The 22,950-nt window shown below is 62.5% G+C and carries 19 protein-coding genes and 2 tRNA genes; 6 read left to right on the forward strand and 15 right to left on the reverse strand.

All coding sequences use genetic code 11. The annotated features are described in order from the left end of the window. The first annotated feature begins 9 nt into the window (after positions 1 to 9). Complete coding sequence (locus KCX59_RS16220; protein WP_091469079.1) at positions 10 to 942, forward strand: TauD/TfdA dioxygenase family protein; 933 nt, start codon at positions 10 to 12, stop codon at positions 940 to 942. A gap of 96 nt (positions 943 to 1,038) precedes the next feature. Here the strand turns inward: KCX59_RS16220 and KCX59_RS16225 are convergent, their stop codons facing one another. The 5 genes from KCX59_RS16225 to KCX59_RS16245 form a co-directional block, all read right to left on the reverse strand. Next, entirely contained in the window at positions 1,039 to 1,998 is a 960-nt protein-coding gene (locus KCX59_RS16225) for an aldo/keto reductase (RefSeq protein WP_256871617.1), read from the reverse strand. Positions 1,999 to 2,020: 22 nt separating this feature from the next. Beyond that, positions 2,021 to 3,775, reverse strand: a complete 1,755-nt coding sequence (locus KCX59_RS16230) for a glycoside hydrolase family 13 protein (RefSeq protein ID WP_179019684.1) — start codon at positions 3,773 to 3,775, stop codon at positions 2,021 to 2,023. A gap of 77 nt (positions 3,776 to 3,852) precedes the next feature. Continuing rightward, positions 3,853 to 4,713 (reverse strand): carbohydrate ABC transporter permease, encoded by an 861-nt coding sequence (locus KCX59_RS16235; protein WP_091469086.1) that lies wholly within the window; start codon positions 4,711 to 4,713, stop codon positions 3,853 to 3,855. Further along, complete coding sequence (locus KCX59_RS16240; RefSeq protein WP_179019682.1) at positions 4,713 to 5,642, reverse strand: carbohydrate ABC transporter permease; 930 nt, start codon at positions 5,640 to 5,642, stop codon at positions 4,713 to 4,715. Before KCX59_RS16240 ends, KCX59_RS16235 begins: the two co-directional genes overlap by 1 nt. A 24-nt stretch (positions 5,643 to 5,666) precedes the next feature. Further along, positions 5,667 to 6,965, reverse strand: a complete 1,299-nt coding sequence (locus tag KCX59_RS16245; RefSeq protein ID WP_179019680.1) for an ABC transporter substrate-binding protein — start codon at positions 6,963 to 6,965, stop codon at positions 5,667 to 5,669. Between the two features lie 239 nt (positions 6,966 to 7,204). On the opposite strand from KCX59_RS16245, the gene KCX59_RS16250 reads away from it, so the two are divergent. Beyond that, entirely contained in the window at positions 7,205 to 8,428 is a 1,224-nt protein-coding gene (locus KCX59_RS16250; protein ID WP_179019660.1) for an ROK family protein, read from the forward strand. Between the two features lie 11 nt (positions 8,429 to 8,439). Here the strand turns inward: KCX59_RS16250 and KCX59_RS16255 are convergent, their stop codons facing one another. The 9 genes from KCX59_RS16255 to KCX59_RS16295 all read right to left on the reverse strand — a co-directional run bounded on the left by KCX59_RS16255 (position 8,440) and on the right by KCX59_RS16295 (position 17,369). Beyond that, entirely contained in the window at positions 8,440 to 10,011 is a 1,572-nt protein-coding gene (locus KCX59_RS16255) for a Na+/H+ antiporter (RefSeq protein WP_179019658.1), read from the reverse strand. A 93-nt stretch (positions 10,012 to 10,104) separates the two neighbouring features. Next, positions 10,105 to 10,761, reverse strand: a complete 657-nt coding sequence (locus tag KCX59_RS16260; RefSeq protein ID WP_179019656.1) for an NAD(P)-binding oxidoreductase — start codon at positions 10,759 to 10,761, stop codon at positions 10,105 to 10,107. Between the two features lie 65 nt (positions 10,762 to 10,826). Continuing rightward, positions 10,827 to 10,900, reverse strand: a tRNA-Met gene (locus tag KCX59_RS16265). A 61-nt stretch (positions 10,901 to 10,961) separates the two neighbouring features. Continuing rightward, positions 10,962 to 11,033: transfer RNA gene (locus tag KCX59_RS16270), tRNA-Thr, on the reverse strand. Positions 11,034 to 11,185: 152 nt separating this feature from the next. Next, a complete protein-coding gene (locus tag KCX59_RS16275) occupies positions 11,186 to 11,692 on the reverse strand; it encodes a LysM peptidoglycan-binding domain-containing protein (RefSeq protein WP_179019654.1) in 507 nt (168 codons plus the stop codon). Between the two features lie 212 nt (positions 11,693 to 11,904). After that, positions 11,905 to 14,061, reverse strand: a complete 2,157-nt coding sequence (locus KCX59_RS16280) for a DEAD/DEAH box helicase (RefSeq protein WP_091469101.1) — start codon at positions 14,059 to 14,061, stop codon at positions 11,905 to 11,907. A gap of 394 nt (positions 14,062 to 14,455) precedes the next feature. Beyond that, on the reverse strand, positions 14,456 to 15,112 hold the full coding sequence (locus KCX59_RS16285) for an MOSC domain-containing protein (protein WP_179019652.1): 657 nt from the start codon (positions 15,110 to 15,112) through the stop codon (positions 14,456 to 14,458). A gap of 32 nt (positions 15,113 to 15,144) precedes the next feature. Further along, on the reverse strand, positions 15,145 to 15,819 hold the full coding sequence (locus KCX59_RS16290) for a response regulator (protein ID WP_091469103.1): 675 nt from the start codon (positions 15,817 to 15,819) through the stop codon (positions 15,145 to 15,147). Beyond that, complete coding sequence (locus tag KCX59_RS16295; protein WP_178997269.1) at positions 15,816 to 17,369, reverse strand: sensor histidine kinase; 1,554 nt, start codon at positions 17,367 to 17,369, stop codon at positions 15,816 to 15,818. Before KCX59_RS16295 ends, KCX59_RS16290 begins: the two co-directional genes overlap by 4 nt. 152 nt (positions 17,370 to 17,521) lie before the next feature. On the opposite strand from KCX59_RS16295, the gene KCX59_RS16300 reads away from it, so the two are divergent. Genes KCX59_RS16300 through KCX59_RS16315 form a run of 4 tightly spaced genes read left to right on the forward strand, consistent with a single transcriptional unit; the run spans position 17,522 to position 22,193 of the window. Next, complete coding sequence (locus tag KCX59_RS16300; protein WP_179019650.1) at positions 17,522 to 18,244, forward strand: Tat pathway signal protein; 723 nt, start codon at positions 17,522 to 17,524, stop codon at positions 18,242 to 18,244. 2 nt (positions 18,245 to 18,246) lie between these two features. Then, positions 18,247 to 19,452, forward strand: coding sequence for a glutathionylspermidine synthase family protein (locus KCX59_RS16305; protein ID WP_091469111.1), 1,206 nt, complete (start codon positions 18,247 to 18,249; stop codon positions 19,450 to 19,452). Next, entirely contained in the window at positions 19,449 to 20,975 is a 1,527-nt protein-coding gene (locus tag KCX59_RS16310) for an APC family permease (protein ID WP_091469113.1), read from the forward strand. The genes KCX59_RS16305 and KCX59_RS16310 overlap by 4 nt, the downstream gene beginning before the upstream one ends. A 42-nt stretch (positions 20,976 to 21,017) precedes the next feature. Beyond that, positions 21,018 to 22,193 (forward strand): acyl-CoA dehydrogenase family protein, encoded by a 1,176-nt coding sequence (locus KCX59_RS16315; RefSeq protein WP_179019648.1) that lies wholly within the window; start codon positions 21,018 to 21,020, stop codon positions 22,191 to 22,193. Between the two features lie 62 nt (positions 22,194 to 22,255). Here KCX59_RS16315 and KCX59_RS16320 read toward each other — a convergent pair whose 3' ends face one another. Beyond that, complete coding sequence (locus KCX59_RS16320; RefSeq protein WP_178997279.1) at positions 22,256 to 22,876, reverse strand: TetR/AcrR family transcriptional regulator; 621 nt, start codon at positions 22,874 to 22,876, stop codon at positions 22,256 to 22,258. Between the last annotated feature and the right edge of the window lie 74 nt (positions 22,877 to 22,950).

Raw genomic sequence — 22,950 nt, forward strand, 5'->3', positions numbered from 1 at the left:
GAACACGTCATGACCGTCATTACCGAAACCAAACTCGAGTTCGCCAAACTCGGCTCCCGTATCGGCGCCGAAATCCGTGGCCTGGACATCAGCGGCGACCTGGGTGAAGAAACTGTTGCGCAGATCCGGGCAGCCCTGAACGAGCACAAGGCACTTGTTTTCCGCGAGGCCAACATCCTCACGGACGAAGCCCAGGTGAAGTTCGCCAGCCACTTCGGCCCGCTCACCAAGGCGCACCCGACGGTCGCTTCGGTGGACGGCGAAGAGAATGTCCTGCCCGTGGACAGCGAGAATGGCTCGGCCAACAATTGGCACACGGACGTCACTTTCGTGGTCAACCCGCCGCAGGCCTCCACACTGCGCAGCATCGATCTCCCCGCCTACGGTGGCGAGACCCTGATCGCGTCCTCGGCCGGGGCATACCAGGACCTTCCGGAGGAGTTGCGGAACTTCGCGGACACCCTGTGGGCCATCCACACCAACGACTACGACTACTCGGTGCCCAAGAACCTTGAGCACTCCAACGCGGAAGAACGACGCAAGGAATTCACCCGGCTGAAGTTCGAAACCGCCCACCCTGTGGTGCGGGTCCACCCTTTGACCGGCGAGCGCGGATTGTTTATTGGGGGCTTCGCGCAGCGGCTCAGGATCGTGGGCCTGTCCAACACCGAATCCAAGGACATCATCCGCCTGCTGCAGGCCTACGTGACGCGTCCGGAGAACGTGGTCCGGGTGAACTGGGAGCCCAACCAGGTGGTCCTGTTCGATAACCGCATCACGCAGCACTACGCACCGGACAACTACGACGGCCAGCCCCGCAAGCTCAACCGCGTGACCATTGCGGGCGACATTCCCGTCAGCATCGATGGCAAACCCAGCCAGGCCATCCAGGGTGACTCGAGCACGTACTCCGTGGTCGCTCCGATCAGCCGCGCCTCGTAGTATGTGTTGCTGTTGTGACCCAACTGAGTCGCAGTTAAGCGCGTTTTGAGTCGTCATAACGCGCACAACTGCGACTCAGTTGGGTTAAAACCGGAGTTAAGGGATGTTGTTTCCCCGCGCTGCCAACCACAGTCCGTACCACTCGGCACGGGTCATGCCGGCAGCCACGGAGGCGGCATCGGCGCTGGCAGCGATCCGGGCAGGGTTGGTGGTTCCCACTACCGGCGAGATCCTGGCCGGGTGCTTCATGAGCCAACCCAGCAGTACTGACTCCGGCGTGGTGCTTTTTTCCCCCGCCAATTTTTCGAGCATGTCCGCGGTAGCCGACTCGGCCGGCGAATGCTCCGCGGACGGCGCACCTGTATAGCGCCCCTGGGCCAACGACCCGTATGCCTGCAGTTCAATTCCCTTGGCCATGCAGTGCTCAAGAGTCCCGTGCGGAAAGCTGTATTCCAGACTGTCCGCATGGTTGACCAGCACGGTACTCTCCAGCCAGCCCCGGCGAAGGAGGCTCATTTCCAGCTGGTTCGCCATGATGGGCGCCTCCAACCTGTCCTGCAGGAAGGCGATCTGAGCGCCGGACATGTTGGACACACCCAACTGCCGCACCTTGCCTTCCGCCATGAGCTGTCCGACGGCGTCCGCCACCTCGCGCGGGTCCATCAACGGATCGGGCCGGTGCAGGAGCAGTACGTCCACGTAGTCCGTTTGGAGCCGCTTCAGGCTTTCATGGACCCGTTCAAGGATGGCGTCACGGCTGAGGTCGTAATGCGTCTCCAGTCCGCGCTCCCCCAGCCTGATCCCGCATTTGGTCTGAAGCTGGATCTTGTCGCGCAGACCCTGCGAACGGGCGAGGACTTCACCAAAGACCGCCTCGGACTTTCCGCTGCGATAGATATCCGCATGGTCGAAAAGCTCAATGCCAATCCCTTGCGCAGCTTCAATCACCGCGGCTGCCTGATCGATCTCCGAAGCCCCGTAGGACGTGCCGTCCCAAGGGCCGCCGAGTCCCATGCAGCCGTAAATGAGGCGTCCCCGCCCGTTCGCAACAGTCATGCTTTCAGTATCACCGCGGCCCTTAGGCTTTGCGGACAACCCAGGCAGTGGTGTCGGACGGCAGTTTACCGTCCTCCAACGGACCGCTTGTCACCACGATGTCACCTTCCGGAAGCTCCACAGGCTCGCTGCCGAAGTTGGTCACCGTGTGCCAGCCTCCGGGGCGGCTGAAGTGCAGCACGTCCTGGTTGCCGGTTTCCACCCACTCGAGTTCCTCGTCGGTTTGGAGTTCGCTGCGCAAGCCCAGTGCCTTGCGGTAGAGCTCAAGGGTGGAACCTTCCACACCCTCCTGCCTGGAGACTGCGTAGTCCTTGAACCACTCCGGCTGCGGGAGGTGTGCTTTGCCCGCACCGAAACCGAAGGAAGCACCTTCTGCGGTCCACGGCAGCGGCACACGGCAACCGTCACGGCCAATCTCGACGCCGGGGTTCCGGAAGAAGGACGGGTCCTGGCGTTCAGAGTCAGGAATTTCCGACACTTCACGCAGCCCGAGCTCTTCACCCTGGTAGAGGTAGGCAGAACCAGGGAGCGCAAGCAGCAAGAGCGTCGCGGCGCGTGCACGACGCAAGCCAAGTTCGACGTCGAGCTCTTCCGCCGGCGCGCCGGCCAGCAGCCACCCCTTGCCGTCCTGGCCCTTGGGCTTGCCGCCGGTGATGTCCTGCGCCGCATTGGTTCCCTGCGCTACGGAACCGCCCTTGGGCAGGCCGTAACGGGTGGCGTGGCGGACGACGTCGTGGTTGGAGAAGACCCACGTGGAGGATGCTCCCGATTCCTTGGCCGCTACCAGGTTGTCAGTGATGATCTTCTTGAACGACCCGGCGTCGAAATCGGACTGCAGGAGGTCGAAGTTGAACGCCTGGCCCAGTCCTTCGGGGCTGGCGTAGCGGGCACGGCGTGACTCGTGCACCCAAGCCTCGGCAACGGCGGTGCGGGGCGGGTTGTACTCGTTGAAGAGCTTCCGCCACTCGGCGTAGACCTCGTGGACTTCGTCGCGGTCCCAGAAAGGGTGCGAACCATCAGTGAAACCATCGGTGCCGTGGGCTTTGGCTTCCAAATCGGCCTTCATGGGCAGCGGCTCGGAAAGATCCTTGGCCATGCCGTGGGCCACGTCGATGCGGAAGCCGTCCACCCCACGGTCGGACCAGAAGCGCAGTGTCTTGAGGAAGTCCTCCCGGATCTCCGGGTTCTCCCAGTTGAAGTCCGGCTGCTCCTTGGCAAAGATGTGCAGGTACCACTGTCCCGGCGTGCCGTCGGGTTCGGTGATGCGGTCCCAGATAGGTCCGCCGAAGACGGAGTCCCAGTCCGACGGCGGCAACTCGCCGTTTTCGCCCCGGCCGTCGCGGAAGATGTAGCGGTCGCGAGCCGCAGAACCCTTGGGTGATGCGAGCGCTTCCTTGAACCACTCGTGGCGGTCGGAGGAGTGGTTGGGAACGATGTCCACCACGATCTTGATGCCTGCGGCGTGCAGGGCTGCTGCCATTTCGTCGAAGTCCTCAAGGGTTCCCAACTTCGGGTCCACGTTGCGGTAGTCGTCCACGTCGTAGCCTCCGTCCGCGAGCGCCGACGGGTAGAACGGGCTCAGCCAGACGGCGTCGATCCCCAGCTCCTTCAGGTAAGGAACTTTGGCCGTGATGCCCTTGATGTCTCCGAGGCCGTCACCGTTGGCATCGTAGAAGCTTCGCGGGTAGATCTGGTAGACGGCCGCTTGGCGCCACCAGTTCGGATCAGACATGCGGTGGACGTCGGTACGGTGTGCCTGAGTGGCGGAAGTGCTCACGAAACTCCTTTGATTTAGAATCTAAATTTATCTTCCGGACCAGTATGGAATGCCCGGTCCGGGAAGGTCAACAACGGCTAGCCCTTTACGGCACCTTGTGTCACGCCGGCCATGACCCAGCGTTGCGTAAAGAGGTAGGCAACAATGGCCGGTGCCATCGCCATCAGGTAGGACGCGAAGGACACGTGATAGTTGTTGCTGAACTGCGTTTGGAAAAGGTTCTGCCGCACGGGCAGCGTCTGCATTGCCGGATCGGAAATAATCAGCGACGGCATCATGAAGTCGTTCCATGCATAGAGGAACGCGAAGATCCCCACGGTGGCACTCATTGGCGCCAGCAACGGGAAAATCAGTTTCCAGAAGGTCTGCCACGTGGTTGCGCCATCTATCCTGGCGCTCTCCTCCAGTTCCATCGGGATCGAACGGAGGAACGCGGTGAAGAGCAGGACGCTGAAGCTCAGTTGGAACATGGTGGCCAGCAGGATCACGCCGAACGGGTTGTCCAGGCCGAGCCGGCCCGTGAGCTGGATCTGCGGCAGCGCAACCACAGGGAAGGGAATGAACATTGCGCCCAGAAGATAGAAGAACGAGTACCTGAAAAGCCGCCGTTCCCAGTTGCGCACGATCGCATAGGAGGCGAAGGCGGCCAGGATAATCGTGGCAAAGACGGTCCCCGCTGTCACCAGCAGCGACATCGCGGCTCCCACCGGGAAGTTCGTCAGGGTCCAGGCCTGGACGAAGCCCTCGAGGCTAAAGGGTGCGGGGAAGGAGAAGGCGTTGCCATCCACCGCCTGCCCCTGGGTCTTGAAAGCCATGGAGACCGTGACGTACAGGGGAAGAAGCACAGTCACTGCACAAAGAACGAGGACGGTGGTTGCCGGCCAGTTGACGCGTTCAACTTTGGAGCTGGATTTTTTGGTCATCAGTTGGTTGGTCATTACAGTGCATTCCGTCCGCGAGTCAGCGAGAGCTGTACGAGAGAGATGAGGATGGCGACCACGAAGAAGATCGTTGCGTTGGCCATCTGATAGGCGTAATCGCCGCCGTTGAAGCCGGAAATGACAGTCATCGCGATGCTCCTGGTGGAGGTTCCCGGGCCTCCGTTCGTCAGCCCGACGATGATGTCGTAGGCATTGAGGAAGCCCTTGAACCCGAGAATGATGTTGATGACCACGTAACCGGCCACCAGCGGAAGCGTGATCTTCAGAAGCTGCTGGAATTTGCTCGCGCCGTCGATGTCGGCGGCCTCATAGACATCTCCAGGAACGGCCACAAGGCCCGCAATATAGATGAGCAGTGCGCCGGGAACGGCCTGCCACGCCGTAACCATCACGATCGCAATCCATGCCAGGTCCGGGTTGGCGAGCAGACTGCTTTCCAGCCAAGGAATCCCTGTCGCAGCTCCAAGCGACGGCAGGGAGTTCGAAAACAGGAAGTTGAAGACATAGGCGATGATGATGCCGGAAACCACCATGGGGATGACAAAGATGGTCCGGAGCGCCGACTTCATCCGGATGCGCGACGTGAGCCCGACGGCAAGGAGGAAAGCGACCACGTTGACCGCGATCACGGTGACGATGGAGAACCCGAAAGTGAAGAGGTAACTCTGCAGGATCGCCGGGTCGCTGAAGATCGCGATGTAGTTGGTGAGGCCGATGAACTCCCAGTCACCGATTCCAATGGAGTTCGTGAAACTGAAGAAGATGCCCATGATGCCGGGAATCGTGATGGCCAGCGTGAACAGGATGAGGCTGGGGACCAGGAAAAGGTAGAAGATCGGTTCAACGCGCCGCCTGCTGCGTGAGGCCGGGTGACCGTTCTTTTGAAGACCTTGCTTGGACGTGGTTGGGGTGGTGATGGTGGACATGTAGCTGACTCCCTATGGTCTGCACTACTGGCGGAACGCCAGGCGCGCCCAATCTGCGTCGAGGGTGCGGAGGGTGGATGCAGGGGGTGCGCCGAACACGATTGCCTGCGTGTAGTTCATGATGGGGATGGTGCGGGGAACGAGCACCGAAGGACCCTGATAGACCTTGCCGTTGTCGTAGTACTCCACCATTCCCTCAATCCGGGGGTCCGGGACGTTTGCGGTCTCCTTGGTGGGCGTGAAACCCAGCTGCGATTTGTTGTAGGCATCAATCACCTCGGGCCGGTACAAATACTCGAGGAAGCCTCGGGCAGCGTCCTTGTGCTTGGATGCCTCCGGAATCCAGGCCGCGAGGTCCACATTGACGCGGACGCGCAATTCCTTGGGGTCCTCAGTCATCGGCAGCGGAAAGGTTCCGAGCTTCAGGTCGGGGGCGGTCTTGGCGATCTCGCTGAAGGCCCACGGGCCTTGCAGATACATAGCAGCCTTGCCCTGTGAGAACGCCAAGTTGCCGTCGCCGTACGCCCGGCTCGCAGCATCCTTGTTCACGTAGCTCTTTGCCAGTGTCAACATTTTCTGGACGGGTTGGTCAAAGTCCTTCTGGAATGACACCGAAGACTCCGGCCCAACGTCTACCCCTTCAGCTTCAAGCTTCTTGAAGAAGTCAAGGGTGTCCACCTGCCCTCCTACCGAGTAGTCAAACCACCCCTGGGCGATAGTCCAGTCATCCTTCCAGGTGGCATAAAACGGCGTTACTCCAGCAGCTTTCAGCGTTTCGCACGCCGCGATCAATTCGCTCCAGGTGGTGGGCACGGCAAGGTTGTTGGCAGCGAAGATTTCCTTGTTGTAAATCACGGAGGACGCCATGACCGAATACGGCAGGGCACTGGTCCGTCCGGGATACGAACCGTACTGTTCCATGAGCGGCCGGAGGTCCTCGCGGATGCGGGATGCCGCCTCCGTCCCTGACAAGTCGCTCAACGCTCCGCGCTGGACGAACCGGGACGTCTCCATGTTGTAGTTGGCAAGGGCGATGTCCGGCGGATTGCCGCGAACGAAACTCGCAGACACGACGTCGACGCCGGAAGTATCGAGTACCACCTCGGTTTCGTCCTGGGACGCGTTGTAGTCGGCAACAAGTTTGGTCATGAAGCCGATGGCTTCCCGTTTGCTGAACGTGAAGCGGATTGTCTCCTTGTCCGAATCCCCCGGGCCCCCGCTATTACCTGAGTTCCCGGTGCAGCCGGAGAGTAGGCCGGCGAGCAGTGCCAAGCCCAGGCCCATTGCTGCAAAGCGTTTCCTGCGTGTCGATTTCACAGACACCGTAGCCCTTTCGTCTTGCGGACCTCAGTGGCCGCATCTCCATCGTGCGGCGGACCATGCGCATCGCCACCCGAAGTTTAGATAGGAGCTAAATTTATGCCCTATCGCTAACCATGGTGAGTGATGCCCGCCACAGGGTCAAGAGTTTGCCGAAATGCGTCGTCATCTAAATTTATGTACTAAATTTAGAGAGACCGCTCTATCACTCCGATAGGGCGGCTGAAAAGTGGGAGCTCCGAATGCAGGCCGGGACCGCACCGTCAACGCAACTGGTACGCAGGGTCAACGCCAGCGCCATGCTCAAAGCCATGCGCGGCGTCGGCATCGTCACCGGCACCGAGCTAATGGCCGCCACGGGGCTCTCACGGGCCACCGTCATTTCGATCTGCGACGAACTGGTCCGGCTCGGCTGGCTTCAGGAATTGGAGAACCAGCGAGGAGCCGGTGACTACGTCAAGGGCAGGCCTGCGCGGCGCTTCGCATTTGATGACAGTGCGGCCAGCGTGATCGGCATTGACATAGGTGCCAACAAGATCACAGCGATTGTGGCCGACATGGCCGGTACGCCCTTGTCCCAGGTCACGATGCCTTTCCGTGCCTACAACGTTCCGGCCAATGAACGCGCAGACGTGCTGGACAGCATAGCGGCAGAGGCCTTGGAGAAGGCGGGCGTATTTGCCGACTCTGTTCTAGCCGTGTCTGTTGGCGTGGCCGCGCCGGTCAGCCGTGCGGGCGAGGTCCTTAGGGCACAGGAATTCTGGAAATCGTTCGATGTCCGCAAGATCGTATCCGAGCGCCACGGTTGGCACGTACTTTTGGAAAACGACGCCAACCTCGCAGCCCTCGCGGAACGCTGGCAGGGCAGCGCACAGGGAGTCGACAACCTGGTAGTCATGCTCGCCGGCGACCGTTTGGGGTCCGGAATCCTCGAATCCGGCCGATTGCTCCACGGGCAGGTTGGTGGTTTTGGCGAGCTGGGATACCTGGACAACGTGGATGGTGTGGGCGACACCTACGGCATTGCCCACTACGCAACCCTATGGGGCCGGGAAGCCCTCGATTCCGGCGCGGAAACCAACCTGCGGGCACTGTGCGGTGGTGATCCCGAAGCCCTGACGGCAGAGATGGTTTTCAGGGCGGCAAAAGAAGGCGACCACGCAGCGCGCAAGGTCATGGACCGTATGGCGCACCGCATGGCCCGGGTGATTGGCTCCATCAGTACGTTGGTCAATCCCGAGCTGGTGGTTATAGCAGGAGCCGTCGCAGCCTCTGCCCAGGCCCTGATCCCAGCCATGGAAAAGCAGGTGCCCGACTTCACCTTCACTCCCCCACGCCTGGCAACATCAGCTTTGGGAGATGGCATTGTGTCCCTCGGCGCGATCCGCCACGCCTTGGACTACGTAGAAGAGAATGCACTGGATCTCTACCCGGCTTCCCTGTCAAAGCAGGTTGCCGCGGGCTGATCCGGCTCGACCTAGTCCGGCATTGACATCGTCCGCAGGTCAAGTTGCCGGAGGACCCTGTCAGCCACTTCCGGGTCGGTGCCTGGCTCGTTGCGGGCTGCCACCACTTCCTGGCGGGCGGCATCGAGGGCGATGGTCTGCACTGCGATGGACAGTTCCCGTCCACGCTTGCGCTTCTCAGCAACGGATTCGTTCTGCAGCGTGCCATCCAACAGCTCGGCATGGAGGCGGCGCATCTTTTCCTTGACCAGTGTCACCTTCTCGGCGGGAAGTTCCTTCATGAGGTCATGGTCTTTCAAAGCAGCCACCGCCGCCGACTGGGCCCGCTTGGCAAGGACCTTTGCTGCGTCCTGCTCATGTGATCCGTCCTCCGTCGCATCCAGGACGCGCATGAGCCACGGCAGAGTCAGGCCGGGGAGAACCAAAGTGGCCAGGAGCACCGCGCAGGCAATCACCAGGATCTCGTGACGGGCCGGGAAGTCGCTGCCATCCGGCAAGGTCATGGGGAGGGCCAAAGCAAGGGCCAAGGTGGCCAGGCCGCGCATGCCGCACCAGGTCAGGATCAGCACTTCCTTGGGCGACGTTGGTTGCAACAGGTTTCTGCGTTTACGTGCGGTGAGGGCGAGGAGGCCAAGCCAGAGGAAGCGCACCCCGAACACCAGGATGCAGATCACCACGGCCATACCGATCATCCCGAATATGGCGGTGCCTTCATCCCGGATGACGTGACGGATCTCCAGCCCCACCAGCCCAAAGGCCAGCCCTGTGGCCAGCAGCTCCACCACGTCCCAGAAGGCGGTGCGCGTAATGCGTTCAGCGGCGTCCTGCGGCCGCGTATGACGCTGCAGTTCCAAGGCGGTAACGACGACGGCCACCACACCTGAGGCGTGGAGCTCTTCCGCGAGGATGTAGGCGGCAAAAGGAACCACCAAGGTCACTGCACTACGGGCAACCATGGAGGTGACCAGCGTGGTGATGAACTTGGTCAGCCAGCCCATCGCGATGCCAATCACAACGGCCAGCGCAGCGCCGATGACAAACTGTGGAACGACTTCCGGGCCCACGTCCTTGCCCGACATTGTTGCTGCCACCGCTGCCTGGAAGATCACGATTGCCGCGGCGTCGTTGAAGAGCCCTTCGCTCTGAAGGACGGTAATGAGCCGGCGCGGCATGTGCACGCGGCCAGCTACGGACTCCACGGCAACGGGGTCCGGCGGGGCCACCATCGCACCCAAGGCAATGGCAGCCGGGATACCAATGCCCGGAATCATGAGCCACGCAGCGCCAGCCACCACTGCCGTGGACACCACCACCAGGGCCACAGCCATCAGCAGCAGTGTCCGCCAGCGGACACGGAAAACAGCCCATGAACTCTTCTGCGCTGTTGCGAAAAGCAAGGGCGGAAGGAAGATGGGCAGGATCAGTTCAGGCGAGATCTCAAACTCGGGAAAACCCGGAATGAAGGTGAGGGCAACAGCCAGAAGCAGCATCAGGACAGGGTAGGGAAGCCGGAGCCTATCCCCCAGGCCCACTGCCACCACCGTTGCAAGCAGCAACCCGACAATGAGCGCCAACTGATCCATTTTCCTGCTTCCCCAGAGGTTGTACGGCACTTCCCCAGGCCAGGCCGAAAAAGTTCCCTACCAACATATCCCGGCGGAACAGGCAGCGCTGAGTCAGTCCTCCGTGAGGGCGTCTACAACATCGTCGGTGCCATCCTTGAACGCGATGGTCCGGCGGATGGTCCCCGGGAGTTCCAGGACGGCCGCTGCCACCAAGGCAACATTGGCCCTGGAAGTCTCCGTGCCATTGCCGGGGTTGGCTGGATCCGTTTCGATCAGACCGGTGGCAGGTTCGTCCGTCAAAGTTCCCGGGCCCAGGACAGTCCAGTCGAGGTCAGTGCTGCGCAGGTAGTCGTCTGCCGCCGCTTTGGCCTCGGCATAGGCAAAGAACGGGTGGTCTTCCGGGACGCCATGATCCTTGGAGGCCCCGATGTAGGACACCATCACATACCGCTTGACGCCGGCTTCGGCCGCCGCGTCCATGGAGCGGATGGCTGCGTCACGATCAACGGCGTAGGTCCTGGCCGGATTGCCTCCGCCGGCCCCGGCCGACCAGACCACGGCGTCGTGGCCCTCGAACGCCTGGGCGAGTTCCGCCGTCGTCGAATTTTCCACGTCCAGCACCTCAGCAGTTGCGCCAGTCTCCGTGACATCTGCCACATGATCTGGATTTCGGATGAAAGACGTGACGTCGTGACCTTCGCCACTCAGAATGCGGGACAGATGCAGGGCCACTTTCCCGTGGCCGCCAATGATTGCGATTCGGCTCATGGACCCATTCTGTCCCACAGAACGAAAAAAGACCCCGCAGGCGAATGCTGCGGGGTCTTGCTCTGTAGCGGTGGGGAGGCTCGATCTCCCGACCTCACGATTATGAGTCGTGCGCTCTAACCAACTGAGCTACACCGCCACGAATGAGAAAAACCTGTGTCAAGCCGGTCAAAACCGCCTTGACACAGGCCCTCATCCAGAGCCCCCCACCGGAATCGATCCGGTGACCTCGTTCTTACCAAGAACGCGCTCTACCACTGAGCTAGGGGGGCAACGAGTAAATACTCTACCGGACGTTTTCGGAAGCTACAAATCGGCGAAAAAACGCGGAAAAGCGGCGCCGACACAATTTGCGAAGACGCAGATTTCCTGATCCATTTTTCGCGACGCCGGCAACCGCCGTCGGCGTTTTTGGCGGATCGAATCAGGGCAGCCGGAGCACCTGCCCAGGGTAGATCCTGTCCGGATTGGGCACCGTATCTGCGTTGGTGGCGATGAGGGCTCCAAGGTCCACGCCGTACTGCGCAGCGATTCCGTCCATGGTGTCCCCCTGCTCCACCACGACCTCCGTGACCCGCGGCGCCACCGGACCCGGCAGACCGGTCCCTGCGGCGGCCTCTGAGGCGGCCTCCTGCGCCTGCAGCTGGACTTCCGGGGCCTCGGGCTCCAAGCCCTCCTGCTCGGCCTCCTGCGCTGCTGCGGCGTCCGCAGCCTCCTGTTGCCGGGCTGCCTGCGCGGCGGCAGCCTCCGCAGCGGCCTTGTCCGCAGCGGAAACCTCGACGGCGGCAGCATCCTCTGCTGCCTGGCTCGCCGCACTCTGGTCTACTGGCACCGGGTTCGCCGCACCCTGGCCTACCCGAGCTGCGTCGCTTTCACCAGCGTCCTTGCGGCCGAAGCCCAGGTTCTTCTTCACGTTGTCCAGCAATCCCATGGAGCACCCTCCTGATTTCTGCTTGCGTTCAGCCGTGCCTCGATCGTACGGCCGAGCCCGGCCCCATGGAACCCGGTCCTGTTCGAAATCCGAGCCGCACAAGGGCGTGCACAGCGAACAAGAACCGGAATGAGCGTTAAACGCGTGAGGGGGCCGGCTCGAAAGCCGACCCCCTCACGGGAACTACTCAGTGAGGATCACCAAGAGAGTGTTTACCACTTGCCCTTGCGGTTGAAGTCGCGGTTTGCGCCTTCTCCACCGGTGCGGGGCTTGCGGGCGCCGTCACCGTGACCGCCGAAGCGTGAACCGCTGGCCTGGCCGCGATCGCGGTCGCCGTAGCTGCCTGCGGTGCGCTCGGAACGGTCGCTGTAGGAGCGGCCGCCACGGTCAGCGGAGGTACGCTCGCCGTCGGACTTGCGGAAGTCCTTCTTGAAGCCACCGGCGCCCTTGAAGTTTCCGCCGCCACGGTTCTCGCGGTCGCCATAGCCACCACGGCCACCACCGGAGTAACTGCCGCGGTCGCCACTGGGCTTGCGGCCGTTATCCAGCTCAAGGTTGATCAGCTCGCCGCCGATACGGGTGCGGGACAGTGCGCGCAACTGATCGGCGCTCAAGTCTGCCGGGAGCTCCACCAGGGAGTGGTCCGAGCGGATGTCGATGCCGCCGATCTGTGCAGAGGAGATGCCGCCTTCGTTGGCAATGGCGCCAACGATCGAACCCGGCATGACGCGCTGGCGGCGTCCCACGGAGATCCGGTAGGTGGCGTTGCCCTCGGTCAGTGCACGGGTCGGGCCACGTGAGCCGAAGCCGTCCTTGGAGCGCTCGCGCTTCTGGTACTCAGGAGCGGCAGGCAGTTCCTTGACCAGCAGCGGCTGTCCACCCTGGGCCATGACGGCCAGGGCTGCAGCGATTTCCGACGCCGGAACGTTGTGCTCTTCTTCGTAGGAGGAGATGAGGTCGCGGAACGCTGCAACATCCTCGGACTCGAGGGTCTCGGTGATGCGCTCGGCGAACTTGCCCAGGCGAAGAGTGTTGACGGTCTCGGCGGTAGGCAGGTGCATCTGCTCCACCGGCTGACGCGTGGCCTTTTCGATGGAACGCAGAAGGTACTTTTCACGCGGCGTCATGAACAGGATGGCATCGCCGGAACGGCCTGCACGGCCCGTACGGCCAATGCGGTGCACGTAGGACTCGGTGTCGTGGGGGATGTCGTAGTTGATCACGTGGCTGATGCGCTCAACGTCAAGGCCACGGGCCGCGACGTCGGTAGCAACCAGGATGTCGATGCGGCCTTCCTTCAGCGCGTCCACAGTGCGTTCGCGCTGCTGCTGCGGGATGTCGCCGTTGATGGCGGCAGCCTGGAAACCGCGGGCCTTGAGCTTGTCAGCCAGGTCCTCGGTAGCCATCTTGGTGCGCACGAAGGCGATAACGCCGTCGAATTCTTCAACCTCGAGGATGCGGGTCAGGGCGTCCAGCTTGTGCGGGCCCATGACCTGAAGGTAGCGCTGCTTGGTGTTGGCGCCGGTGGTGGTCTTGGACTTCACCGAGATCTCGGCCGGGTTGTTCAGGTACTGCTTGGACATGCGGCGGATCTGGCCCGGCATGGTGGCAGAGAACAGCGCAACCTGGCGGGTTTCCGGAGTCTGCTGGAAGATCTGCTCTACGTCATCGGCAAAGCCCATGCGCAGCATTTCGTCAGCTTCGTCCAGTACCAGGTACTGGAGTTCCGAAAGGTCCAGGGAACCCTTGGCGATGTGGTCGATCACGCGGCCGGGGGTACCTACAACAACCTGTGCGCCTCGGCGAAGGCCTGCGAGCTGGGGACCGTAAGCCGAGCCACCGTAAACCGGGAGCACGGTGAAATCATCAATGTGCTTGGCGTAGGAGGTGAAAGCCTCGGCAACCTGGAGAGCCAGTTCACGCGTCGGAGCCAGGACCAAGGCCTGGGTCTTGCGGGACGGGCCGTTGAGGTCATGAAGTTCGGCCAGGCGGGACAGGGCAGGAACAGCGAAAGCTGCGGTCTTGCCGGTACCGGTCTGGGCGAGGCCAACTACGTCGCGGCCTTCGAGGAGCAGCGGGATGGTGGCTGCCTGGATGGGAGACGGCTTCTCGTAGCCGACGTCCTGCAGGGCGGCCAGAACGCGACCGTCGATGCCAAGATCGACGAAGCGGACGCCTTCTTCTTCCTCTTCTTCTGCCTTGGGGGCAGGAGCTTCAGTGAAGGTGGGGGCTGCAGTCTCGGCTGCAGCGGTCTCGACGGGGGCAGCGGCAGCAGCCGGTGCTTCAGCTTCGGCGGGTGCGGAGGTCTCTGCTACATCAGCGGACTCAGCAGTGTTGGCGTCGAAGTTTTCGTTGAGATTTTCGGTCATAGGGGGAAATTCCTCATCCATAGGGCAGTCGGCGCGGCCCGGTTGGGCTGGCCGCATTACTCGTCGCGAGAAACAGGAAAAGGTGCCCTGCTTTCGCAAGAAGTCCGGCGCTATCGCAATCCCATGGCAGGACTTCCCGCTGCATCTCTTGGCTGCTATCCCAGCAGTCTGTACAGCGTTTTCTTTAGCCGGCTCTCCCTATGAAAATGCCCGCACACATTTGCGGGCCCCAACACTTACCAGTCCTGCCTCAAGAATTGGGCAGGATAAAGGGATTTCCGGAGTGGGGGATATTTCAAGTGTAGGGCACAGAGGCCCATCACCGCGAGTTGAGAGTCCTCGAAGGCCAGGTGAGCTTGTTCACACCGGCTTGGAAGGCTCCCCCGCCAAGGTTCTAGAGCCCGTTTCTCCGGAGCACCTTTTCGAAGACCGGGTGGTAATCCTCCTGCAAACGGATCTCCCCATCGGCGTCCGCATCCAGCAGGATCTGTACCAGTTCAGGAGTGGGCTCACTGAACCACTGACCCACCGTGATGCCGTGTTGGGGGATGAAGGTGCGGTGAATGTGGTCCCCTGCGGAAATCGTGCCTGTCTTGATCACCCGGAGGTACGTTCCAACCCGGCCGGCCTGGGTGAAGCGCTTCACCCATTGGGCTTCGCCGATCACCCGCTGGAAAGTGGCGCATGGTACGCGCGGGGACGTGACTTCCAGCTCCACATCCAGGCCAATCTTCCAGCGTTCCCCGATGACCGCTCCGGTGGTTTCGATTCCAGCCACGCGAAGGTTCTCTCCGAAGACGCCGGCAGGCAACTCCCGCTGCAACTCGCCCGCCCAGTAGTCCGCATCCGCCTGCGAGTATGCGTACAGGGCTTGGTCTTCACCGCCGTGGTCCACCCGGTTCGCCTGCACGTCCCCGTGAAGCCCAAGTTTGTGAACCTTGACTTGCCCTTCTACCGGACGCTTGTCCATGCCGGTGACTCCCACACTCCCCTCGGGATCGGGCAGCAACTGGTGGACCCGGCAGACGGCAAGGAGGGATGCGGTGTTCATGATCACCAGTGTACGGACGGGCAGCTCCAAGATTAAGGATCGAATCGGTAGCCCATACCGGCTTCCGTATGCAGATGCCGGGGCTCGGCAGGATCCCGCTCCAGCTTTCGCCTGAGCTGGGCTATATATACGCGCAGGTACTGTGTTTCCTTCGCATACGCCTGTCCCCATACCTGGGTGAGGATCTGCTGCTGGCTCACGAGCTTGCCCTTATTACGGACCAGCAACTCCAGGATGTTCCATTCCGTGGGCGTCAGGCGCACTTCCGAGCCATCCTTGAGAATCTTCTTGCCCGCCAGGTCAACCATGAAGTCCGTGGTGGCCAGCGTTGGTTCCTCATGTTCGGTCACAACCCGGCGCGAAGCGACCCTAAGCCGCGCAAGCAGCTCATCCAAACCGAAAGGCTTGGTCACGTAGTCGTCCGCACCGGCGTCGAGCGCTTCAACCTTGTCCTCCGAGGCATGCCTGGCGGACAGCACAATGATGGGCATACTGCTCCAGCCGCGGATGCGCCTGATGATCTCCACCCCGTCCATGTCCGGCAGGCCAAGGTCCAGCACCACGATCTCCACGGGCTGCTTGGCAGCGGCTTGCAGGGCGTCGGCGCCATTTCCCACCGTCAGTGCCTGGTAGCCATGGGCTTGAAGGGTGATCTGCATGGCCCTGGCGATGCGGGCTTCGTCCTCGACGATAAGCACCAGCGTCATTGCGGGCCCCCTGTCCACAGCGGCAAGGTGACCACCATGGTCAGCCCGCCACCCGGCGTCGGCTCCGCTGCGAGCCTGCCGCCCATGGCCTCGCTGAAACCCTTCGCGACGGCCAGTCCCAGTCCAATCCCGCCGCCGGCGGTGGTTCCGCCTCCGATCGCAGGCGACGGCGAATCACCAAAGCGCTGGAAAGGTTGGAAAATATCCACCACTTCCTTCTGCCCTACTCCGCTGCCGTGATCGATGATTCTCAGTTCGCTGGCGGGCCGGTCCCCCAGCGTGATGCCCGCACCCGCACGGGCGGTGAGGACGACGTCGGAGTCGGGCGCGTACTTCACGGCATTCTCCACGATGTTGGCCACCACCCTCTCAAGCATTCCGGCGTCGGCCTGCACCGGAGGAAGGTTGGGCGGGAGCTCGTTGCGCAGCCGCTCCCGGGGAATCCCCCTCAGCGCCTGCGGCAGCACCTCCGCCCACACAATCCCGCTCAAGAGCGGATTCACCGCGTCCGCCGTGATCCGCGACATGTCCAAGAGGTTGTCCACCAAATGGTCCAGTCGGTCCGCATAATCCTCGATGGTCTCCAGCAACTCGCGCTCAACATCCGGCGGAAAATGCACATCCTCCTGGCGCAGGCTGCTGACAGCGAGCTTGATCCCGGCCAAGGGAGTCCGAAGGTCATGCGACACAGCACGCAGGATGGACGTCCGCATCTTGTTGCCCTCGGCCAACCGCACGTTATCCCGCCGGCTCTTCACCAGCTGCTGCCTCTCCCGGACAGCCACCACGAAAGCCCCGAACGCAGCCAACATCCGTTGGCGTTGCGCTGATAACGGTCCGCCGCGCAACAGCAGGGTGTAATGGGGATCGACGACGGCGGTGTGGTCGGCGGCGGCATGGGTCAACGGCGGATTCGGGCCGGCACTCGCCAAGACACGCAACTCGGGTTGGGTACCGGCTGACGCCGTACCCGGGGCTCCGGGCGCCTGACCTGATGAACCTTGGCCCCACGAACCCAGCAGCGTTACCGCCTCCATGCCCAGGTTGCTGCGCACTTTTTCAAGAAACGCTTCCAAGCTTCCATCCGAGCTAAGGATTTGCAGGGCGAGCCCACTGAGCGCCGTGGCCTCGGCTCCGGAGCGAGCCGCCTCCTGGGCACGGCGGCTTGCGAGGCCCACAGCGAGCGCCACCCCACAGGCCACCGCAAGGAAAACCACCAGCGTGAACAACGTGGTGGGATCGGCGATGGACAGGGAACCAACGGGGTCGGCGGAGAAGTAGTTAAGGAGGAAGCTGCCCAGCACCGCGGCGACCACTGCCGGCCACAAACCACCGATGGCCGCCACCGCAACAGCTACTGCCAGTTGCAACAGCATGATCATGGCGAAGTTGCGGAACCCGAGGACAGTGACCATGAGTTCAATGCCGGGCGGTAACAGGACAGCCAAGACCAGGCCAGTGATGACCCGGGCGGAGCCAATACCGCGGACCGGCGGAAGCCGCAGCAGAACGCCGTCGTCGACGTTGCTGTGTGCTTCTTGTCCCGGCATGGCTACATCCTTACATGGTTCCGCAGATGGGGACTTCTCCCCATTTACGGCTGTCACCCGTGCCTGCACCGCGCACAAGGACTAGGCTTGCTCTGAGCATTCTGGTCCGGCGTGGCGCCGGACACTTCAACGGTCTATCCAGGGGGATACACATGGGCCCGAAAGACAGCCCTGACGCAGCCGGCAACAACGGCAGCGGCAGGGACAACAACGGCGACTTCGGAGCGGGCAACAACCAGCCCAAGCCTCCTCCCTGGCAGGTACCCAAACCCGAGCTGCATCCTGAGCTGTTCACGCCCGTGAAAAACGACCCGGCGCAAGGCGGTTCCGGCAACGGGGGCACAGGCAAGAGGAAGAAAACTCCCGCCGGGGCACCGCCGGGCGGGGCATTCCCGGCCGGGACGCCCCAGCCCGGCCAGCCCCTCCCCGTGGTCGACCCTTTCGCCAAAGAACGCGAACGCGGTGAAGCCGAGGCAGCAAAGAAGAAAAAGCGCTCGCAGCGCCGCACCGTCGTCGTGGGTCTGGGTGTAACTGCCCTCCTGGCCGGAACCATCACCGCGATCGTGGCCAGCAACGAGAAGGAAGCTGACTACGCCCAGGTCTGTTTCAATGAGGAAACCGGCGAGCGCGTCGACGACAACCAGTGCGACAACAGCAGCTCGGCGGGCCGCAGCTCAGGCGTCTACGCCTGGTACTTCTACTCACGCGGAGCCAGTGTGCCCGCCGTGGGCCAGAACCGCAGTTCCTACCCGAGCTATACCAAGAACGTGCCTACGGACGCCAAGACTTCCAAGGGTTACAGCACCAAGGGCGGCACGGTGAGCCGTGGCGGCTTCGGCAGCAGCTCCAAAAGCGGCGGAAGCTCGGGAGGCTAGGCGTGCGTCGACTGCTCTCCGAGCCCAGGCCGGACTGGAAGCAAAAGATCGAGGAACAGGGCTTGGTATTTTCCACAACCACCATGCCCGATGGCCGGAAAATCGAATACTGGAACGAATCGGCTTACTACGAATTCACCATGGACGAGGTGGAAACCCTCGAAAAGACGGCCGAGGACATGCACATCATGTGCTTGGAGGCCGCAAAGTACCTCGCCACCGGGGCCATGGGCGATATCGGCATCGGGCAGCAGGCGTTGGAACTCGCCGGCGAATCACTGCTGGCCGCCGACATGGACATTTACGGTCGCTTCGACTTCATCTATGACGGCAAGGGCGGCCCGGCAAAGATGCTGGAGTACAACGCCGATACCCCCACCGGCCTGATCGAAGCGTCCGTGGCCCAGTGGTTCTGGCTGCAGGATGTCTTCCCGGAGAAGGACCAGTGGAACGGAATCCATGAGGCCCTGATCCGCCAGTGGAAGAAGCTCCAGTTCCGCACCGGCATGAGCACCCTGCACGTTGCCCACTCGGAGGCGGAGGAATCCGGCGAGGACTGGATGACTGCGGCCTACATGCGCGATGTCGCAAGCCAAGGAGGGTGGACCACCATTGGCATCAACATGTCCGATATTGGCTGGGACCCCAACCTGAACCGGTTCGTGGACCTGGACAACTTCATGATCAGCACCATGTTCAAGCTGTACCCGTGGGAACTGATGATGAAGGAGCCCTTCGGACAGCGTCTCTTCCAGCGCGCCCACAACCCCCGCTGGGTTGAACCGGCGTGGAAGATGCTGCTGTCCAACAAAGCCTTGCTGGCTGCGCTGTGGCATCTGTACCCCAACCACGAGAATCTGCTTCCCGCCTACCTGGGCGATCCTGGTCCCCTCAAAGAATGGGTAGCCAAGCCGCTGCACGGACGTGAGGGCGACAACATCCGCATCCACGCCCCGGGCATCGAGATCCAGCAGCCCGGTGGTTACGGGCGCGAAGGCTGGTGCTTCCAGCAGTACCATTCCCTCCCCGACTTCGACGGGAACCATCCCGTCTTGGGTCTCTGGGTAGTGGATGGCGAATCCGTGGGGTGTGGCATCCGGGAATCCGACGGACCCATTACGGACTATTTCTGCCGCTTTGTCCCCAACACCATCGACTCCCCCGCGCCCATCGCGCCCCCTGCTACTTCCTACGGAGCTGCACTATGAGCACTGAAACCTCGACGCCGGGTGGCGGCTCAGCGGGCGGCGACCGTACCGCCGTCGTACCTTCCAAAGGCCTCCACGCCGGGATCCTGGACCTTGGCGACTCCGTCATGCTGGGCCTTGCATCCACCGCGCCCGTCTACTCACTGGCGGCAACGCTGGGCCTCATTGTTGCCGTCAACGGCAATTACACTCCCCTGATCCTGATCCTCGGCTTCATCCCGGTGCTGTTCATCGCCTACGCGTTCCGTGAGCTCAACAGCGCCATGCCCGACTGCGGCACTACGTTCTTCTGGGCCCGGAAGGCCTTCGGGCCGTGGGCCGGTTGGCTGGGCGGCTGGGGCGTGGCACTTGCGGGGGTGGTGGTGCTGGCCAACCTGGCGCAGATCGCGGGCAAGTATCTGTGGCTGTTGATCGGCGACGGTTCCCTGGCCGATAACACGTGGCTCGTGACCGCCACCGGCGTGCTGTTCATCGTGTTCATGACGTACGTGAACCATCGCGGAATCCGGCTGGGCGAGCATGTCCAGCGCACCCTGACCTATATCCAGTACATCTCGTTGGGCATCTTCGCGGTGGCCATCGTCTTCCGGATCGCCGGTGGAGCGCCTGAAGGGCAGGCCTTCGACTTCGAGTGGTTCAACCCGGCCGGCGCCTTTGCCGATCCCGGCGCCGTGGTCCACGGTGTCCTGCTCGCCCTGTTCATCTACTGGGGCTGGGACACGTGCCTGGCGCTCAACGAGGAGACCGAAAACCCGGCCAAGACCCCCGGCCGCGGCGCAGTGATCTCGGCCTCTGTCCTGGTGGCGATCTACGTTTCCGTGGCCCTCCTGGTGATGATGTACGCCACGATCGGTACCGACGGTATCGGGCTGGGCAACGAAGCCAACCAGGACGACGTCTTCCTGGCCATGAAGGACGTCGTATTGGGTCCTTGGGGCTGGCTGATCATCGTGGCCGTGCTGGCGTCCGTCCTGTCCTCCACTCAGACCACCATCCTTCCGACTGCCCGCGGAACCCTGTCCATGGGTGTCCACGGCGCGCTTCCTCCCCGTTTCGGCAAAGTACACGAGCGCTTCATGACGCCGGGCTTCTCCACTCAGGTGATGGGTGCGGTGGCCGTGGTGTACTACGTGGCCATGAGCTTCCTGAGCGAAAACCTGCTCTCAGACTCCATCAGCGCCATCAGCCTGTTCATCGCGTTCTACTACGCACTGACCGGCTTCTCCTGTGTATGGTTCTTCCGCTCTACGCTCCGGGACTCGGCACGGAACCTGTGGTTCCGGGGCATCCTGCCGTTCCTCGGTGCGCTGTCCCTCACTGTGGCGTTCTTCATCTCCGCAGTCCAGATGTGGGACCCGGCGTATGGCGACACGCAGATCTTCGGCATTGGCGGGGCGTTCGTGAGCGGCGTGCTGCTGCTCGCTCTGGGCGTCGTTTTGGCCATCGTGTGCCGCTTCGCGCCCTCCACCAAGGGCTACTTCACGGGCGAACGCGCAGACGTCGGGGCGGTCCGCGGCGAGTAGGCTGTGCTGCCGGGCGGCGGGTTAGCCACCTAGGATGCTGGAATGAGCGATTCAACGACGAACACCTCCGACGTCCTTGCCCTCGATTCCCTGCTGGCTGTGGACGAGCTGGCCCTCCGCGACCGGGTCCGCGACTACACATCGCAACGGATCCGTCCCAACATCGCACGCTGGTACGAGGACGCTCACTTCCCGCTCGAGCTCGCCCCGGAGTTGGGCGAGCTCGGTGTCCTGGGCATGCATTTGGAAGGCTACGGCTGTCCCGGGCGGACCGCCGTCGAGTATGGCCTTGCGGCAATGGAACTGGAGGCCGGCGATTCGGGGATCCGCACGTTCGTCTCGGTGCAGGGCTCCCTTGCCATGACGGCGATCCACAAGTGGGGTTCGGAGGCGCAGAAAGAGCAGTGGCTCCCGCGGATGGCTGCCGGCGAGCTGATCGGCTGCTTCGCCCTGACGGAGCCGACGGCGGGGTCGGACCCGGCGTCCATGACAACATCTGCCCGCGAAACCGCCGATGGCTGGGTCCTGGACGGTGCCAAGCGGTGGATCGGCCTCGCCTCGATCGCGGACGTCATGGTGGTGTGGGCAAACACCGAGGACGGAATCCGCGGGTTCCTTGTTCCCGCCGGAACGCCGGGTGTAACCGCGACGCCCATTGAGCCGAAACTCTCCATGCGCGCGTCCATTCAATGCGATGTGAAGTTCGACGGCGTGAGGCTGGGTGCCGAGGCCATCCTCCCGGGTGCGCTTGGACTTCGAGGACCGTTCTCCTGCTTGAACGAGGCGCGCTACGGTATCGCGTGGGGCGCCATGGGCGCTGCCCGGGACTCGTACGAAGCTGCTTTGGAGTACGCCGGAAGCCGACTCCAGTTCGGCCGCCCGCTGGCCGGATACCAGCTCACACAGGAGAAACTGGTGAACATGTTGGTGGAGATCCAGAAGGGCACCATGCTGGCCCTTCATCTGGGCCGCTTGAAGGATGCTGGCCACCTTCAGCCCCAGCAGATTTCCTTGGGCAAGCTGAACAACGTCCGCGAGGCCATCAAAATCGCCCGCGAGGCGCGCACCATCCTGGGCGGTAACGGGGTCACGCTGGATTACTCACCGCTGCGCCACGCCAACAATCTGGAATCCGTGCGGACTTACGAGGGCACAGATGAGGTTCACACGCTGATCCTGGGCCAGCACATCACGGGCATCGGGGCCTTCCGCGGCTAGCCTCCCCCAACTAGGTAACAGCACATGTCGGTTAGAGCGCTCAATGGGACGTTTGCTGTTACCTAGTTGGGTGAGGGTTCGGGGAGCACCACCAGATCAAAGTAGCCACGCAGGCCCTTCACCACGTCCACCTCATCGGGGGCCAGCAGCCATTGCGTCTGCAGCCCGTCCCACAAAGCAACCAGGGACATGGCAGCCAATTCAGGATCGACGCCGGGTCGGAGCCTGCCCTGGGCAGCCAGCTCGGCGAACCGCCGGGCATAGCTTTTGCGGAGGCGTTCGAACCGTTCGGTGAAGTAAACCCGCCCCGGGTGCGAATCGGTGACCGACTCCGCGCACAGAACGCTGTACAGCTCAACCACGCCTGGAATGTTCTCGTTGAACAGCGCCGTCCGGATCACTGAGTCAACCAAGCCATCTTCCATGTCGTCCGGGAAGGCATCGCCGGTGATTTCGTCGCGGCGCTCCAGGACTGCCATCAGGAGATCGCGTTTGGACGGGAAATAGTGCAGCAGGCTGGTTTGGCTCAGCCCCACCTTGTCGGCGACATCCTGAAGTGATCCGCCACGATAGCCGTGGGCAGCAAACACCTCATGGGCAGCATCCAGGATGGTCCGGCGCCGTTCTTCGGATTTCGCGTAGGGGCCCCGCCGCGCTGCGCGACCCACGTCCTTTGTGGTCATGGCTAGCCAGTGTACATGCGTGTTACGGCTTCACTATGAAATTCGAGTACCCACTCGAATTTTCTGTTACCGTG

The organism is Paenarthrobacter nitroguajacolicus, from assembly GCF_051027655.1.
Classification (GTDB): domain Bacteria; phylum Actinomycetota; class Actinomycetes; order Actinomycetales; family Micrococcaceae; genus Arthrobacter; species Arthrobacter nitroguajacolicus.

Excerpts from the sequence above, each read along its gene's own strand:
- KCX59_RS16300 (WP_179019650.1), top strand. The coding sequence starts at position 17,522 with ATGGGCCCGAAAGACAGCCCTGACGCAGCCGGCAACAACGGCAGCGGC.
- KCX59_RS16280 (WP_091469101.1), bottom strand. The coding sequence starts at position 14,061 with ATGACCGAAAATCTCAACGAAAACTTCGACGCCAACACTGCTGAGTCC.
- KCX59_RS16315 (WP_179019648.1), top strand. The coding sequence starts at position 21,018 with ATGAGCGATTCAACGACGAACACCTCCGACGTCCTTGCCCTCGATTCC.
- KCX59_RS16285 (WP_179019652.1), bottom strand. The coding sequence starts at position 15,112 with ATGAACACCGCATCCCTCCTTGCCGTCTGCCGGGTCCACCAGTTGCTG.
- KCX59_RS16290 (WP_091469103.1), bottom strand. The coding sequence starts at position 15,819 with ATGACGCTGGTGCTTATCGTCGAGGACGAAGCCCGCATCGCCAGGGCC.
- KCX59_RS16275 (WP_179019654.1), bottom strand. The coding sequence starts at position 11,692 with ATGGGATTGCTGGACAACGTGAAGAAGAACCTGGGCTTCGGCCGCAAG.
- KCX59_RS16320 (WP_178997279.1), bottom strand. The coding sequence starts at position 22,876 with ATGACCACAAAGGACGTGGGTCGCGCAGCGCGGCGGGGCCCCTACGCG.
- KCX59_RS16310 (WP_091469113.1), top strand. The coding sequence starts at position 19,449 with ATGAGCACTGAAACCTCGACGCCGGGTGGCGGCTCAGCGGGCGGCGAC.
- KCX59_RS16225 (WP_256871617.1), bottom strand. The coding sequence starts at position 1,998 with ATGACTGTTGCGAACGGGCGGGGACGCCTCATTTACGGCTGCATGGGA.
- KCX59_RS16220 (WP_091469079.1), top strand. The coding sequence starts at position 10 with ATGACCGTCATTACCGAAACCAAACTCGAGTTCGCCAAACTCGGCTCC.
- KCX59_RS16250 (WP_179019660.1), top strand. The coding sequence starts at position 7,205 with ATGCAGGCCGGGACCGCACCGTCAACGCAACTGGTACGCAGGGTCAAC.
- KCX59_RS16260 (WP_179019656.1), bottom strand. The coding sequence starts at position 10,761 with ATGAGCCGAATCGCAATCATTGGCGGCCACGGGAAAGTGGCCCTGCAT.
- KCX59_RS16240 (WP_179019682.1), bottom strand. The coding sequence starts at position 5,642 with ATGTCCACCATCACCACCCCAACCACGTCCAAGCAAGGTCTTCAAAAG.
- KCX59_RS16295 (WP_178997269.1), bottom strand. The coding sequence starts at position 17,369 with ATGCCGGGACAAGAAGCACACAGCAACGTCGACGACGGCGTTCTGCTG.
- KCX59_RS16255 (WP_179019658.1), bottom strand. The coding sequence starts at position 10,011 with ATGGATCAGTTGGCGCTCATTGTCGGGTTGCTGCTTGCAACGGTGGTG.
- KCX59_RS16235 (WP_091469086.1), bottom strand. The coding sequence starts at position 4,713 with ATGACCAACCAACTGATGACCAAAAAATCCAGCTCCAAAGTTGAACGC.